Source organism: Laedolimicola ammoniilytica (assembly GCF_025567165.1).
Taxonomy (GTDB): Bacteria; Bacillota; Clostridia; order Lachnospirales; family Lachnospiraceae; genus Laedolimicola; species Laedolimicola ammoniilytica.
Window position 1 is genome coordinate 1 of sequence record NZ_JAOQKC010000001.1, and the last position, 14,915, is coordinate 14,915.

Annotated in this window: 12 protein-coding genes, 1 tRNA gene, 1 rRNA gene, 1 pseudogene and 1 riboswitch; all 15 genes and pseudogenes read right to left on the reverse strand. The window is 51.4% G+C overall.

Features of this window, described 5'->3' with window-relative positions:
- Positions 1-72: ribosomal RNA gene (locus tag OCV63_RS00005) — 16S ribosomal RNA — on the reverse strand; the annotation flags it as partial.
- A 372-nt stretch (positions 73-444) separates the two neighbouring features.
- A tRNA-Ser gene (locus tag OCV63_RS00010) sits at positions 445-533 on the reverse strand.
- Positions 534-845: 312 nt separating this feature from the next.
- Complete coding sequence (locus tag OCV63_RS00015; protein ID WP_158361235.1) at positions 846-2,735, reverse strand: extracellular solute-binding protein; 1,890 nt, start codon at positions 2,733-2,735, stop codon at positions 846-848.
- 4 nt (positions 2,736-2,739) lie between these two features.
- Positions 2,740-3,579 (reverse strand): ABC transporter permease, encoded by an 840-nt coding sequence (locus tag OCV63_RS00020; protein WP_158361237.1) that lies wholly within the window; start codon positions 3,577-3,579, stop codon positions 2,740-2,742.
- A gap of 492 nt (positions 3,580-4,071) precedes the next feature.
- Positions 4,072-5,157: pseudogene (locus OCV63_RS00025) on the reverse strand (ABC transporter ATP-binding protein); the annotation flags it as partial.
- Positions 5,158-5,170: 13 nt separating this feature from the next.
- Complete coding sequence (locus OCV63_RS00030; protein WP_158361241.1) at positions 5,171-5,704, reverse strand: helix-turn-helix domain-containing protein; 534 nt, start codon at positions 5,702-5,704, stop codon at positions 5,171-5,173.
- Positions 5,705-5,918: 214 nt separating this feature from the next.
- On the reverse strand, positions 5,919-7,097 hold the full coding sequence (locus OCV63_RS00035) for a phosphoribosylaminoimidazolecarboxamide formyltransferase (protein WP_158361243.1): 1,179 nt from the start codon (positions 7,095-7,097) through the stop codon (positions 5,919-5,921).
- A gap of 4 nt (positions 7,098-7,101) precedes the next feature.
- Positions 7,102-7,821 carry an IMP cyclohydrolase gene (locus tag OCV63_RS00040; protein WP_158361245.1) on the reverse strand — a complete coding sequence of 240 codons (720 nt, stop codon included), beginning with the start codon at positions 7,819-7,821 and terminating at the stop codon, positions 7,102-7,104.
- Between the two features lie 113 nt (positions 7,822-7,934).
- A riboswitch (ZMP/ZTP riboswitch) is annotated at positions 7,935-8,014 on the reverse strand.
- Positions 8,015-8,082: 68 nt separating this feature from the next.
- A complete protein-coding gene (locus tag OCV63_RS00045; protein WP_158361247.1) occupies positions 8,083-8,403 on the reverse strand; it encodes a DMT family transporter in 321 nt (106 codons plus the stop codon).
- A gap of 12 nt (positions 8,404-8,415) precedes the next feature.
- Complete coding sequence (locus OCV63_RS00050; RefSeq protein ID WP_158361249.1) at positions 8,416-9,528, reverse strand: ABC transporter ATP-binding protein; 1,113 nt, start codon at positions 9,526-9,528, stop codon at positions 8,416-8,418.
- Positions 9,497-10,249 (reverse strand): HAD family hydrolase, encoded by a 753-nt coding sequence (locus OCV63_RS00055; protein WP_262670560.1) that lies wholly within the window; start codon positions 10,247-10,249, stop codon positions 9,497-9,499. The genes OCV63_RS00050 and OCV63_RS00055 overlap by 32 nt, the downstream gene beginning before the upstream one ends.
- The gene (locus OCV63_RS00060) at positions 10,246-11,703 is read right to left on the reverse strand and encodes a CehA/McbA family metallohydrolase (protein WP_262670561.1); all 1,458 of its coding nucleotides are present in this window, start codon (positions 11,701-11,703) and stop codon (positions 10,246-10,248) included. Before OCV63_RS00060 ends, OCV63_RS00055 begins: the two co-directional genes overlap by 4 nt.
- A gap of 9 nt (positions 11,704-11,712) precedes the next feature.
- The gene (locus OCV63_RS00065; RefSeq protein ID WP_158361253.1) at positions 11,713-13,056 is read right to left on the reverse strand and encodes an extracellular solute-binding protein; all 1,344 of its coding nucleotides are present in this window, start codon (positions 13,054-13,056) and stop codon (positions 11,713-11,715) included.
- Positions 13,057-13,093: 37 nt separating this feature from the next.
- A complete protein-coding gene (locus tag OCV63_RS00070; RefSeq protein WP_158361255.1) occupies positions 13,094-13,927 on the reverse strand; it encodes a carbohydrate ABC transporter permease in 834 nt (277 codons plus the stop codon).
- Between the two features lie 9 nt (positions 13,928-13,936).
- Positions 13,937-14,827, reverse strand: a complete 891-nt coding sequence (locus OCV63_RS00075) for a carbohydrate ABC transporter permease (protein WP_262670562.1) — start codon at positions 14,825-14,827, stop codon at positions 13,937-13,939.
- Positions 14,828-14,915: the final 88 nt, after the last annotated feature.

A 14,915-nucleotide genomic window follows, 5' to 3' on the forward strand; every position in this document is an offset into this window, starting at 1 on the left:
GCTTCGTTCGACTTGCATGTGTTAAGCACGCCGCCAGCGTTCATCCTGAGCCAGGATCAAACTCTCATGTTTAAGTGTTTGAATCCGGTCCAGAAATCACAACTAGCAATTTCTTTCCCGTATTACTGTTAAAAGGTGTTCGTTCTTATTACTAAGAATCGAACTGTTCTTGAATTATTCTCTTAGAATTTTCAAGGTTTTACACTGTTCAGTTATCAAGGTTCGTTCTCTTGTCTTTGTCGTTCCTCACCGAAGCGACTTGACTATCTTATCACATTCATTCTCGCTTGTCAAGAACTTTTTTAACTTTTTTAAAGAAGTTTTTTCAGTTCTTGGAGAAGAACGTTTCCGCCACTCTCGAAGCGGAACTTGTTTATCTTATCATACTCAAAGGTGTTTGTCAACAACTTTTTTAAGAATTTTTAATTTCTTTTTGATAAGAAACGGAGAAAGAGGGATTTGAACCCTCGCGCCGGGATTACCGACCTACACCCTTAGCAGGGGCGCCTCTTCAGCCTCTTGAGTATTTCTCCTGAAGTTCATTTCCTACGATATTCACTTCACGTCAGGTTCGACGCATAGGTTATTATACTTGATGAACTTTGGTTTGTCAACCCGTTTTTTACGTTTTTATTACAGAACTTTGCCTGATTCTTTTCTTACATATTATATACTGAAAAAATAGCCTTCTATCCACCTTCATTTCTTTATAATAATAAGTTCATATGTCTAATCCCAGGCACAAAAATCAAGATATAAAAAGAATGTGACACAGTATTTCCTATTACGAAAAGGGTTCCCTCCTTTCAAATCGGACGGAACCCTCTCTTAGTAAATAGATGTGTTTAATTTGCGTTGCTGGCTGCGATCTTTACCTTGCTCCACAGGTTACCGATAATCTTACGGGTGTCGTCGTTGAATACGAATACCTCGTCCTTCGGATATCCTACCCGGGGCAAGTACGCGTTGATTCCTTCGTAGTCGCCGCCTTCTCCGGACAGCACGTCCAGAACCTCCTGGTTCGGCGAGGTGTAACCTACATAGCTGGAATTGTCATAGGCGTAATCATAGGAGGTGACAAAATTGATAAACTCGTGGGCCAGCTCTACATTTTTCGCGTTGGCGGGAATTACCATGGAATCGTACCACAGGTTGGTTCCGCTCTCCGGCAGGTAGTAGCCCATGTTCTCATTTTCTGCCATAATGTAAGCAGCGTCGCCGGAATAGCATAAGGCAAGGGCTTTTCTTCCCTGGGCCATGTTGTCGATAACCTCGTCGGTTACGATTTCCGGCTTCATGGTCTGGACGCACTCCACCAGCCACTGATAAGCCTCCTGAAGCTCCGCCTCATTTTCTGTATTCATGGAATAGTCCAGGGCCTTCAGAGCCATCATGAAGGAATCCCGCTCGGAATCGTAGAGATAGATATCTCCCCGGTACTTGGTATCCTTAAAGATATTGAAGCCCTCCCGCTCCAGATCCTCTTCGCTTACCTTGGTCTTATCGTATACGATACCTACGGTTCCCCAGAAATAGGATACGGAATACGCGTCGTCCGGATCGAAGGCCGGATGCTTCACCGAATCGGTGATCTCGTCCATACAGGTCAAAAGCTCCGGCTTCAGCTTCTGCAGATAACCCTCGTTCATCAGACGCTGAATCATATAATCACTGGGAATCAGTACATCATAGTTTTCCTCATTTGCCACCTTGATATACATCTGCTCATTGGAATCGAAGTATTCCATGGCGACAGTTGCCCCGGTTGCCTTCTCAAAATCCGGAATTACATTTTCTCCCATATATTCACCGGGCATATAGACCGACAGGGTCTGTCCCGCATAGGGAAGATCCTGACCGGCGGAACCGATTTTCACCAGACAGATCAGGAGAATCACAGCGGCCGCCGCGCAGCCCGGCAGTACAAAGCTCCTTCTGCTCACTTCGTCCTTCTTCTGCCGCTTCGCCATCAGCATGGGCACCACGTTGATCAGCACCAGCACAACGGTGATAATGATAACCACCAGCGTCGATACCGCATTGATACTGGGATTGATCCGCTTGCTCATGGTGTAGACCACGATACTCAGGTTCTTGACGCCGCCTCCGGTTACAAAATAGGAAATGATAAAATCATCTACCGACATGGTAAACGCAATCAGCGCGCCGGAAATGATACCCGGCGTAATCTCCGGCACGATAACGCGGATCAATGCCTGCCAGGGCGTAGCGCCCAGATCCATGGCCGCGTCTGCCAGATTGGGATCCAGGGAGCGGATCTTCGGCATGACGGAGAGCATTACATAGGGAATACAAAAAGCGATATGGGCAAGCAGCATGGTCGCGTAGCCCTTTTCGATTTTAAAGGTAATAAATAGCAGCATAAAGCCGATAGCCGTCACAATCTCCGGATTCATCATGGGGAAATTGTTGACCTGATCCATCACGTCCCGGAGGATTTTCTTTGATTTACTCAGGCCGATGGCGGAAATGGTTCCCACTGCCGTGGAAATCAGTGTGGCGATAATCGCCACCGTAAAGGTGGTGTACAGAGCCTCCATCATATCCTTGGAGTCCAGCATATGCTGATACCAGCGCAGGGAAAAGCCGGTAAAGGCCGTCAGGGATTTTCCTGCGTTGAAGGAAAAAATAATCATATACAGGATCGGCAGATAAAAGAAGGCAAGGGTCAAAACCATCAGGATTTTTCCAAAAGTACGTTTTCCTTTTTTCATTGGTTTACTCTTCCTCCTTTCCGCCACGGTTGCGTTTCTCCACCTTACGAACCGCCATCATCATTACCATCATAATGACTGCCATAATCATGGAAATGGCGCTGCCGAAGTTCCATTCTCCCACGGTAATAAACTGGTTCTCGATCATATTTCCGATGAGGAAATACTGTCCGCCGCCCAGAAGCTTCGGGATAAAGAAGGAGCTGACTGCCGGCAGGAATACCAGAGTAATTCCATTGATGACGCCGGGCAGGGACAGGGGCAGGGTTACCCGCCGGAAGGTCTGCACCCGGTTGGCTCCCAGATCCGCGCTGGCCTCCAGAAGGGACGGATCCATCTTACAGAGGGCGGTGTTGATCTGCAGCACCATAAAGGGCAGGAAGTTATATACCATACCCAGAAGCACCGCGCCCTGTGTATACAGAAGTTCTGTATGGCCCAGGCCGAAGACGCCGAGGATACGGGAAATCAGTCCGCCCTCGCTCAGAAGGCCAATCCAGGCATAGGTACGCACCAGCATATTGATCCACATGGGAATCGTAATGCCAAGCACCAGGATATTCTGGACACGCTCGCTGCTGCGGGCGATAAAAAACGCAATCGGATAGCCCAGAAGCAGGCAGATGATCGTCGTCTTCACTGCTATCCAGATCGAACGCCAGAGGATTATCAGGAAATCCGGGTCGGTAAAAAATTTGACGTAATGATCCAGGGTGAATTTAAAGGACACAATGCTGTTACCCTGCTCTGTCACAGAATACATAGCGATCAGAAACATCGGCATAACCAGCATCAGTGCCGCCCATACGACGTACGGGACTGCAAGCTGTGAAAATTTCTTCATTTAGAACAGCATCCTCTCCATAACATGAATATCTTCCGGGAAGAATGTCAGGCCGACCTCCTGACCGACTTCCGAATAATCGGTGGTGTGAATCTTGAACTCCCGTCCGGTGGTCCAGAAGGTAATCGGGTAGCTGCCTTCTTTGATGTTCTCCGGATCGAAATCGTAGTCTACGCTGACGTCCACGCTCTGGTTTTCGTCGCTCAGCTTCCAGCCCTGGGCGTTGGCCCAGGTCTTGATATCCGTATCCAGGGCCTGTGACTCCTGAATCTCGTCCACGGTTCTGGCAAAGTTGAAGGCCATGACTGCCTCATTTGCCTTCTCATTTTTCACGAAGGGCTGATTTACCACGTAAATGGTACGCTCGATGGTGGTGCCGCCTGCTGCCGTAAAGCGCACCGGATACTCGCCAAGCTCTTCCTTCACATCGTACTCCACCTTATGGATGGAGATGTACTCATCGGTCTCCGGATTCCATGCCTGAGCGTTGGAAAGAGCGATAATCTCCTTGTCATCCAGGGATCTTACATCCTCCACATCCACATAGAAGTTGCTGGCGCTCATCTTCTCCCTGCCGTCGGCGCTGGTCACGTCCTGATTGCTGATGACATGCATATTGACCGTAACACTGGTTCCGGGTACGGTCTCCACGATGATCTCGTAGTGTACGCCCTTGAACAGCACGCTTAAGACCTCTCCTGTCATTTTGCCGTCTTTTACATCCACGATGTCGATATCCTCGGGACGGATGACCACCTCCACCGGCTCATTCGGCTTAAACCCGAAGTCCACACAGTCGAAGGTGATATCGTCGAAGCGTACCTTGTAGTCCTCCAGCATGACGCCCGGAATGATGTTACTCTCGCCGATGAAGTTGGCTACAAAGCGGTTGGTGGGCTCGTTGTAGATCTCCTCCGGCGTTCCCACCTGCTGGATTTCTCCGTTGTTCATGACCACGATCTTATCCGACATGGTCAGGGCCTCCTCCTGATCGTGGGTTACGAAGATAAAGGTAATGCCGACCTCCTGCTGAATCCGCTTCAGCTCGTACTGCATTTCCTTGCGGAGCTTCAGATCCAGGGCCGCCAGCGGCTCGTCCAGAAGCAGCACCTTCGGCTCGTTGACCAGCGCCCGGGCAATGGCCACACGCTGCTGCTGTCCGCCGGACAGCAGAGTGGTGTTTTTATTTTCATAGCCCTCCAGACCGATGAGTTTCAGCATCTTCATAACTTTCTGATCGATGATGTCCTTACTCATTTTCTTAATTTTCAGTCCGAAAGCGATATTTTCATAGACGCTTAAGTGGGGAAACAAAGCGTATTTCTGAAATACCGTATTCAACTCCCGCTCATAGGGCGGCTTCGCGCTGATTTCCTCTCCGTCGAAAATGACGCTGCCCTCGTCCGCGTCCAGAAAGCCGCCCAGAATCCGAAGCAGGGTCGTCTTTCCGCAGCCGCTGGGGCCAAGCAGGGTTACGAATTCCTTTTCATAAATATCCAGATTGACTCCCTTCAGGATGACCTGACCGTCGAAGCTTTTCACGATATTTCGAAAGCTAATCAGTTTCTTTCGTTCCATTACACATCTCCTCCTAGAACATGGGCGGCGTGGTGATCCAAAGTACTTTGGCGTCACTCTTCCCATGATTGTATAAATAATGGCTTTCGGTTCCGTCCAGATAGAAGGTCTCCCGGGCCTTTATTTTGTATTTCTTGCTGCCGCAGACCAGGGTAACGCTGCCCTTCAGCACATAACCGAATTCTTCTCCATCGTAGGCCTGCATTTCCTGACTCTGTTTTCCCGGATGGATGGTCAGGAGAATGGGCTCCATCTTATTTTTCTGGGCGTTTGGTATCACCCACTCGATACAGTAGTCCGGCTGCTCGTCCACGAAGAACTCCTCGGTGGAAAATACCATCTGCTTTTCCGGCTCTTCATGGAAGAATTCGGACAGATTCGTTCCCAGGGCCTCCAGAATATCCTCCAAGGTGGCGATACTCGGCGCGGTCAGGTTTCTCTCCACCTGGGAGAGAAAGCCCTTGGTCAGCTCGCTGCGAGATGCCAGATCCTCCAGAGTCAGCTCCTTTTGCAATCGAAGCTCCTTTAATTTCTTGCCGATGTCCACGGCGCACCTCCTGTTTTCTAATACTAAACTTTTTATTTAAAATTGCAAAATCATTTTACATTATACACAGTCGCCCGAAAAATTCAATAGTTTTAAACAATTTTTTTAGTAATATCGAATTTCCATATTTTTTCTGTGGCTGTTTTTGCCCGTAAAAATGCCCCCGGCTTCATTTGAAGTCGGAGGCGCTTCTCACTTGTGTATTTTTCTGAAATTAGTGGTGGAACAGGCGGATTCCTGTAAATGCCATTACCATATCGTACTTATCGCAGGTCTCGATAACCAGATCGTCACGGACAGATCCGCCGGGCTCCGCGATATATTTTACGCCGCTCTTTTTCGCACGCTCAATGTTGTCGCTGAAGGGGAAGAAGGCGTCGCTTCCAACGGTCACGTCCTTCATCTGGGACAGCCATGCCTTCTTTTCTTCCTCGGTGAACACCTCCGGCTTTACCTTGAAGATCCGCTCCCAGGCGCCGTCTGCCAGCACGTCCATGTACTCGTTTCCGATATAGACGTCGATGGCATTGTCACGGTCGGCACGGCCGATGCCGTCCACGAACTGGAGACCCAGTACCTTTGGGCTCTGACGCAGGAACCAGTTGTCAGCCTTCTGACCTGCCAGGCGGGTGCAGTGTACACGGGACTGCTGGCCTGCGCCTACGCCGATGGCCTGTCCGTCCTTGACGAAGCAGACGGAGTTGGACTGGGTGTATTTCAGGGTAATCAGGGCGATCTTCATGTCGCGCTTCGCGTTTTCCGGAAGATCTTTATTTTTCGTCACGATATTGGAAATGAGTTCATCGTTGATGGGAAGCTCCTGACGGCCCTGCTCGAAGGTCACGCCAAAGACCTCCTTGTGCTCCAGAGGAGCCGGCTTGTAGTCGGTGTCAATCTGAATGACCACATAATTTCCTTTTTTCTTCTGCTTCAGAATCTCCAGCGCCTCCTCTGTGAAGCCCGGAGCGATAACGCCGTCGGATACCTCTCTCTTGATGATGGAAGCGGTGTCCTTGTCGCAGACGTCAGACAGGGCGATAAAGTCACCGAAGGAGGACATACGGTCCGCGCCTCTGGCTCTTGCGTAAGCGCAGGCCAGGGGAGACAGGTCTCCCATATCGTCTACCCAGTAGATTTTCTTTAAGGTATCGTCCAGCGGAAGACCCACTGCTGCGCCTGCCGGGGATACGTGCTTAAAGGAGGTAGCTGCCGGAAGTCCGGTGGCTGCCTTCAGCTCTCTGACCAGCTGCCAGCCATTGAAGGCGTCCAGGAAATTGATGTAGCCGGGACGGCCGGAAAGGACGGTAATGGGAAGGTCGGATCCGTCTGCCACGTAGATGCGGGACGGTTTCTGGTTGGGGTTACAGCCGTATTTCAGTTCCAGTTCTTTCATTTCCTTAGTCCTCCTGATTTTTATTCTTGATGACGGTTTCGTATTTGCCGGTGGCAATGTCGATGTAGCGCACGAACAGGGATACCTTGTTCTCCGGGTTCAGGTTGTTCCAGAGCATGTTCGTAAATTTTTCCATGTCGTTGGGAATGGCAGCCAGCTTGGGCTCGCCCTCAAAGCTGGGAAGCGGATTGCCGTCGTGCATGTAGGTGTGGATGAAATGACCCTCGCCTGCCGCGCAGTTCTCATAGGAGAAGGTGTAGCGGTTGCAGCATGCGGGATCGCCGTTGTTGCTCTTTAAGATGGACAGGGAGTAGCTGTAGGTTCCGTTCTCGATCTCCATGACGCCGGAGATCCGCGGGGTGTAGTTGGGCGCGTCCGGCTCGAACTCCCGGGAGCGTAAGGACTGCTCAAAGGTCAGACCCTTCTCCATTCCCTCGTAGACGGTGTCTGTCTGGTCGCCGTTGGTAACGATAGTTTTATGGCCCAGTACACGAACCGGGGCATAGATAATCAGGCTCGGATCCGTCAGCTTGGAAGGATCGAAGGCCTGGGTACGGATGCCCTCGCCGTCCTCCACGAAAATACGGTTGCGGCTGTTCTCGCTTCTTCCCATAATGAAGTAGGCTGCCACGGCCTTGGTTCCGTCCTCGGAGCGGCCCAGTACGATGCCTCTGCCGGGGTAAGAGTTTTCCTGAAGCTCCTGTGCCAGTGAAATCATGTCCATTTGTTTTTCCTCCTGTGAAAATGGGTTTTCTAACGTATGAAAAGCTTAAGAGTGACCGGTGTTGAAGAACGAAATTTTACTCATAAACGAAAATGAACCGATCCATCCCAAGCATCATCTGCCCAGACGGTCGGCTCTCGAACCCTTATACTCCCTGTGGTAAACTCCACTTCCGTCAGTTGTATAAGTTAGCTTTAACATAGCATTTCCGGACGGGGGTTGTCAAGCCCTGCGCCCGTTTTTCTTTTTTCTGTCTGCCTTCTATCTGCTTCCGGACAGATTCATCACGATACAGCCCACCAGAATCAGGGCCATTCCCACATTGCCCGCCGGTGAAACCCGTTCCCCGAACAGAACCCGGGAAATCGCAGCCGTCACCAGAATCCCTACGCCGCACCAGATTGCGTAGGCGATTCCCAAATTGAGTTTTGTCACCGCCCGGGAAAAGCTGCAGTGACAGATCAGATAAGCCAGAAGGCTGAAGGCAGTGGGAAGCAGCCTGGTGTAGCCTTCCGAGGATTTTAAAAGTGTGGTCGCTGTAATCTCGGCACAGATGGCCAGCGCCAGAAATACGTATGGCATACGCCCCTCCTGCTAATTGGTGATTGTCCTGCCATCTATCCGATCAAAAAGATGGATTTTTTCCGGCAGGTAAGCGTAGCTTACTTTTTCTCCCGGCCGCACCGGAGCCGCGGTATCCGTTTTGATAATCAGCTTTTCCCGGCTGCCCTCCCGGTTCAGATAGACCATTGCCTCGGAGCCCAGCATCTCATATACCTCTACGGCTCCCGCTCCGTGGACGCTGCCGCCGTCTGTGGGATTCAGGAGCACGTGCTCCGGACGGATGCCCAGGATCACTGCCCGGCCGATATAATTGCCCCGGCGAAGCTTTTCTGCCTTTTCCTTCGTCAGTTCTATGCGGTTCCCATTTTCTTCCAGATACAGACCGCCGTTGGGCTCGTATTTCACGACTGCTTCTGCGAAATTCATAGGCGGCGTTCCGATAAAGCCTGCCACAAACTGATTGGCCGGATAGCGGAACAGGCGCTCCGGCGTATCCACCTGCTGCACCACGCCGTCCTTCATGACAACAATCCGGGTTCCCAAGGTCATGGCCTCGGTCTGATCGTGGGTCACGTAGATAAATGTGGAATTCAGCTTATGATACAGGCTGGCGATTTCCACCCGCATCTGTCCCCGGAGCTTGGCGTCCAGGTTGGACAAAGGCTCGTCCATCAGAAAGACTCTGGGATTGCGGACGATGGCACGTCCCATGGCTACACGCTGCTTCTGTCCGCCGGACAGCTCCGAAGGCTTCCGATCCAGCACCTCGGTCAGACCCAGGATCTCTGCGGCCTCATTTACCTTGGCCTCGATAACTTCCTTCTTCTCATGACGGATATGCAAACTGTAGCCGATGTTTTTTCTTACCGTCATATGGGGATACAAGGCGTAGTTCTGAAAGACCATAGCAATGTCTCGATCACAGGCCTCCACCTCGTTCATGCGCTCGCCGTCGATATACAGCTCTCCCTCGCTGATATTTTCCAGTCCTGCTAGCATGCGCAGGGTTGTGGATTTTCCGCAGCCGGAGGGACCTACAAAAATAATAAATTCATTGTCCTGTATCTCCAGGTTAAAATCCTTCACTGCTTCAAATCCGTTTTCATATCGTTTACACACATGCTTTAACTGAATATGTGCCATTTCTTTTCTCCTCTGTATTTATTTGATCGATCAGATCCACCAGATCGTCTACGGAATCCAGCAAATAATCTGCCTGCTCACGGAGCATATTCTCGGTTCCGGTTCCGCTTTTTACGCCGATTGCCACTGCGCCGCCGTTTCTGGCAAACCGCATATCATTGGGGTTATCGCCTACCATGGCGATCTCGTCCTTCCAGATTCCCCAGTGCCCTGCGGCCAGGCTTACCAGCCTTCCATCCGGTTTCTCAGGCAGCCCTTCTCCCGAGACTCCCCAGAAGGAAATGTACTCCTCGACGCCCAGCACCTCCAGACATCTCCGGGTGGACTTCAGATCGTCCGTAGTAGCCACGCCTATCCACAGGCCCCGGGATCGCAGGGCCTCCATCATGGCTTTTACGTCGGTAAAGGTGGGATATGCCGTCCGCTTCAGCCCGACCTCCTCATAGAAAAGCTCTGCCAGCTCCCCTGCCAGTTTCTCCGAATCTGTACCCAGATACTCCTGCAAATCCTCCGCAACGCCCCGATAGGATTTCCAGGCCAGGGCTCCGTCCGGATCCACCCGGCCATCTGCCACGCCCATTTCCCGCAGAAGCATCCGCTGGCGCTCCGGCATTCTTCTGGCGTCGCAGAGCCGCTTTGCCACCTTCACAGCCGCTTTGCCCCAGACCTCATAGAAATCAATCAGTGTACCGTCCTTGTCAAACAGGATTCCTTTTATCATAGCTGTTTCACCGCCTCCCCAAAGGTTTGAAGCTTCTGTTTTCCGGTTCCTCTTGTGATGGCATTTCCGTAAAACAGAAAGCCTCCGTCTTTTGCTTCCGCGCCGAACCGGATCCATTGATAAGCTTCCTCTGTAAGTCTTACGGTTCCGGCTGCCTCCCAGGCATCCTCCCGTCCGGTTACCCGGCAGTCCACGCGTTTTCCGTTGTGAAGATAAAAAATCTCCGGCTTCTCCTTCTGACCCCTAAGGCAGATCCGATAGGGCAGTTCCTCTTTATCCTCCGGAAGCTGTCCGCCAAACAGCAGCCCGGTCTCGATCCGGCAGTGTCTTGTCACATAACAGTTACAGCTTCTTACGCCTTCCAGAAGATGCTCCGCGCTCAGATCCTCCATGTATACAAAGGTGGCCGGATCCCCCGGTACCGACGGCTCTGTGGCTCCCGGATACCGTTCCTCCAGCGTGTTGTGGGAATCCGAACCGCCTATGGCGCAGATCCGGTGCCCGTCCGCCCAAAGAAGATCCGCCAGCGCCACCGCTCTTTGGTTGGCTTTCCCCGCTTTTGCCTCCGGATCCGCCTCGTAGGTGGGATCGTTGATAATCTCCAGACAGTGGACGCCATCCAGTCTCAGATCTCCGTACAGCCATTTCCAGATATAAAGAAAGGGGTGATTGATACTGAATAACCAGTGTTCTTTCCGACACTCCTGCTGAATCTGCTCCAGATCCGCTTTCAGGGCGGCCTCCTCCTTATCCTCCAGAATCCGCTCCAGTGCCCGGGGCATATGGGTAATTCCAAACAGGTTGGCGTGTCCCAGCAGCGTCGTAATCTCGATTCCGGGCAGAATCAGTAAGGACGTCTCTGGCCAGCCTGTATGGATCGCGTTGTGCTCGGTGGGCGTATAGAAATCCAGTCCCATGCGCTCGGCCTTCCGGCTGGCGTTTTCGGTGGTTTCCTTGCCGTCCGACAGCCGGGTGTGAGTATGGAAGTCTCCCTGATACCAGCCCTTTCCTTTTTTCCGGATTGCTGTCCAGTCATAGTTTTCATAATCCGGAGTCCAGACTTGTTCTCCCACCGGCTCGGTGACAACCGCCGCCTCTTCTGTAACCAGGACAGAAAAGGGCTGGATCTTCTCCCCCATCAGCCGCTTCAGGTGCTCCGCAAATACGAAAACCGTCATTTGCCAGGTTCCCGCAGGCAGGGCTCCCGGGACGCCTCCGATGGTAGTATCGTTTCCATCTTTTCCCAGCACAATGACCGGATCGCTGTAACCCAACTGCTTCAGAAACCGGATTTTTCCACTGGGATCCTTTATCATCAGAAACACCAGAAAGGTATATTTTTTTGATAAATCATATCGGAAACAGAGATGACTACAGGCGGAAGAAACCGTAAAGGTTTCCTCCTGGCGTGCAGTCTCTCCGGCGCCGATTACAAATTTCAGCGTCTGTGTCATACGTTTTCCTTATTTCGCAAGTGCCTCGTCGAGCGCTGCCTGCGCGGTTTTCTGAGCCTCGTCCAGTGCTTCCTTTGCGGACACTCCGTCAATCTCTACCTTATCTGCCGCTACCTTCAGGGCGTCCTTGATTGCTCCGTTGGTGGGGTCGTTGGGGTATACGGTTCCGTGGGTTGCCTGCGCGAAGGGAACGGCTGCCTGGGGATTCTCTGCCACATAAGACTGATAATCCGCATTGTCGTTGATTTTCTGGTTTACTGCCACATAACCGGTAGACATCGTCCATTTTGCCTGGCTCTCCGCATTGGTGAAATACTTAATAAACGCAAACGCGCCCTGCTTCTCCGCGTCAGAGGATCCCTCCAGAACGCTTAAGGTCTTGGTCTCTGCCATCGGCGCGGATGTGGTGCTTGCGCTCCATGCCGGCTGCTCCATAGCTGCTACGATACTGAAATCCAGATCTGCCTGGTCTCCTGAGGAACCGGTATAACCGCCTGCCTTTCCGGCAATTACATCGTCGATGGTCGCGTACCAGTACTCCCAGCCCTGTCCGCCGGAGTGAATGGCCATGGTCTTGTCGTCATGAATCCAGGTACGGAAGGCCTCCCATACCTCTACCCATTCCGGGCTGTTGATGGTGACCTGGGTGCCGTCCTCGTTGAAGATGGAAGCGCCGTTGCTGAAGGCTGCGTCAATCATGTTGCCCGCTCCCCACATAGGCTCCCAGCCATACTCGTAGCCTGCCGCCTTGATTTTCTTTGCTGCCTCTGCCAGATCCGACCAGGTTTTGATGTCCTCGGCCTTCACGCCCGCCGCGTCAAAGGCTGCCATATTGTAATACATAACCTGTGTGGTTCCGTAAGCCGGAAGTCCGAAGATCTTTCCGGTCTCGTCCACGCCCTGATCGTAGAATACCTTCAGATAATCGTCTGCGCTAAACTCGCTGTCGCCGTCAATCATCGGCTGCATGTCTGCCAGAAGATTTTTGGAGGCCAGTGTCCGTGCTGTCTCCGCGTTCAGAAGCACCAGATCCGGAGCCGCGTTTCCGGCAATACCTGCCTGCAGCTTCTGGTAGGTTTCGTCATAATCTGCCTGTGTTACGGTGCTTACATGATATTTGCTCTGGGAAGCATTAAAGCTGTCCACGATCTCCTGTACTACACCTACGGCGGTTTTTCCTCCGGAATACCAGAATTCCACGTCTACGGTGTCACCGCTCTCTGCCGCGTCACCCGCCTCTGCCTGGGCTTTCGCTGCTGTGTCTGCTGTTCCCTCTGCCTTGCTTCCGCAGCCTGCCAGCGCTGTCACAGCCATGGCGGAGGCCAGGAGTACGGATACCAGTTTCTTGTTCATTTTTCATTTCCTCCTCAAATATAGGTGTTGCGGGATCCTATCCCTTCATACCGGTGTCTCCACCGATACCGTTGATGAACCATTTCTGTGTAAATGCGAACAGAATCAATAAAGGCACCACAATCAGCGCGCTTCCGGCCATTACCAGGGCCCATTCTGTTCCGTAGGCGCCTCCCTCGATAAAGAAGCTCCGAAGTCCCTGGGAAACCAGATATTTTTCTGAACTCTTGGTAATCAGGGAAGGCCACATGTAGTTGTTGTATGTTGAAATGAAGCTCATCAAACCAAATGTAATAAAGGACGACTTCGTCATGGGGCAGATGATTTCCCAGAGAATGCGGAAATGACTGCCGCCGTCTATCCGGGCCGCCTCTACCAGCCCTTTCGGTACCTGCATAAAGGACTGCCGCAGCAGAAAGATACCGAAGATACTGACACTGCTGGAGACAATCAGTCCTGTCATGGTATCCAGAAGATTCCATCTGGACAGAATGATATAGCTTGGAATATAGGTCGCTGCCACCGGAAGCATATAGGTTCCCATCACGATGGCAAATAACGCGTTCTTTCCCTTAAACTCCAGAAATACCATGGCGTAGGTAATCATGGCCCCTGTGATAATCTGCAGGGCTACCACCACCAGAGAAACCCAGAGGCTGTTTACAATATAGCCCGGCAGCGGAGAATGAAAGATTACGGAAATAAAATTGCTCCACTGGGGTACTGCCGGGAAAAAGGCTCCCACATTCATAATCTCCGCCTTGGTCTTCAGCGCGCTCAAAATCATCCAGATAAAGGGGAAGGCGGTAAACAGGCTTACGACCAGCAATACTGCGAATTTCAATACCAGCTTGATTTTGTTTTCTTTCATGTCCGCCTCCTAGTAATGGACCCATTTTTTCGACGCGGTAAACTGCGCCAGGGATAAAATGACGGTTATGATAATCATAATCACTGCCGTAGCTGTAGCCTGTCCCATCTTAAATTCCTGAAAGCCCAGCTGATAATACATATAAAGCAGGGTTCGGGTGCTTCCGCTGGGGCCGCCCTGGGTCAGAATCTGTATCTGATCGTAGGCCTGCAGGGAATTGACCATGGTAATAATCATCAGGAAAAATGTGGTGGGTGAGATTCCTGGAAGCGTCATATCCAGGAACTGCCGCCAGGGCTTCGCGCCGTCCAGGGCGCTTGCCTCGTAAAGCTCCTCCGGAACCTTTTCCAGCGCGGACAGATAAAAGATCATGGCATAGCCCAGACTTTTCCATACCGTAACGATGATAACGGACAGCATGGCTGTATCAGAACTGCTGATCCATTTCAGAGCCGGAAGTCCGAATAGCCCCAGAACCTGATTGGCCAGACCTCCGTCCTCCCGGAAAATCCAGGTCCACACGATAGAGATGGCTACGGTCGGTGTAATCCAGGGAGAAAACAGGACGAATTTGAATACGCCGCTTCCCTTAAAATTTCTGCGGAGCAGAAGCGCCAGACCCAAACCGCCGATAATGGTAGGAAACAGGGTGCCTGCCGTAAATACCAGGGTATTCCACAGAGCTTCGTAAAAACGGCTGTCCTTCAATAAAGACGTATAATTCTTAAACCAGATAAAATTGTAGTCAGGCGTCATAAAATCCCAGTCCGTAAAACTGAGCCAGACCGACCTGAGAATCGGATAAATCCAGAAAATAAAAAGCGGAATCAGTGCCGGTAAAACAAAGAGCAGCACAGCTCCCAGGTTTCTTATTTCGGATCTCTTTCTGCTTCTTTTCACTTTAATCTCCTTTCGATGTCGCCTTTGTAAGGGTAACACCGAAAGGTAAATGAAATATGCAGGTTTTGTTAAAATTGAGTTTGGGGAT

Coding starts and splice junctions, on each gene's coding strand:
- OCV63_RS00015 (WP_158361235.1), bottom strand. CDS start 2,735: ATGAAAAAAGGAAAACGTACTTTTGGAAAAATCCTGATGGTTTTGACC.
- OCV63_RS00020 (WP_158361237.1), bottom strand. CDS start 3,579: ATGAAGAAATTTTCACAGCTTGCAGTCCCGTACGTCGTATGGGCGGCA.
- OCV63_RS00035 (WP_158361243.1), bottom strand. CDS start 7,097: ATGAAAGAACTGGAACTGAAATACGGCTGTAACCCCAACCAGAAACCG.
- OCV63_RS00040 (WP_158361245.1), bottom strand. CDS start 7,821: ATGGACATGATTTCACTGGCACAGGAGCTTCAGGAAAACTCTTACCCC.
- OCV63_RS00045 (WP_158361247.1), bottom strand. CDS start 8,403: ATGCCATACGTATTTCTGGCGCTGGCCATCTGTGCCGAGATTACAGCG.
- OCV63_RS00050 (WP_158361249.1), bottom strand. CDS start 9,528: ATGGCACATATTCAGTTAAAGCATGTGTGTAAACGATATGAAAACGGA.
- OCV63_RS00055 (WP_262670560.1), bottom strand. CDS start 10,249: ATGATAAAAGGAATCCTGTTTGACAAGGACGGTACACTGATTGATTTC.
- OCV63_RS00060 (WP_262670561.1), bottom strand. CDS start 11,703: ATGACACAGACGCTGAAATTTGTAATCGGCGCCGGAGAGACTGCACGC.
- OCV63_RS00065 (WP_158361253.1), bottom strand. CDS start 13,056: ATGAACAAGAAACTGGTATCCGTACTCCTGGCCTCCGCCATGGCTGTG.
- OCV63_RS00070 (WP_158361255.1), bottom strand. CDS start 13,927: ATGAAAGAAAACAAAATCAAGCTGGTATTGAAATTCGCAGTATTGCTG.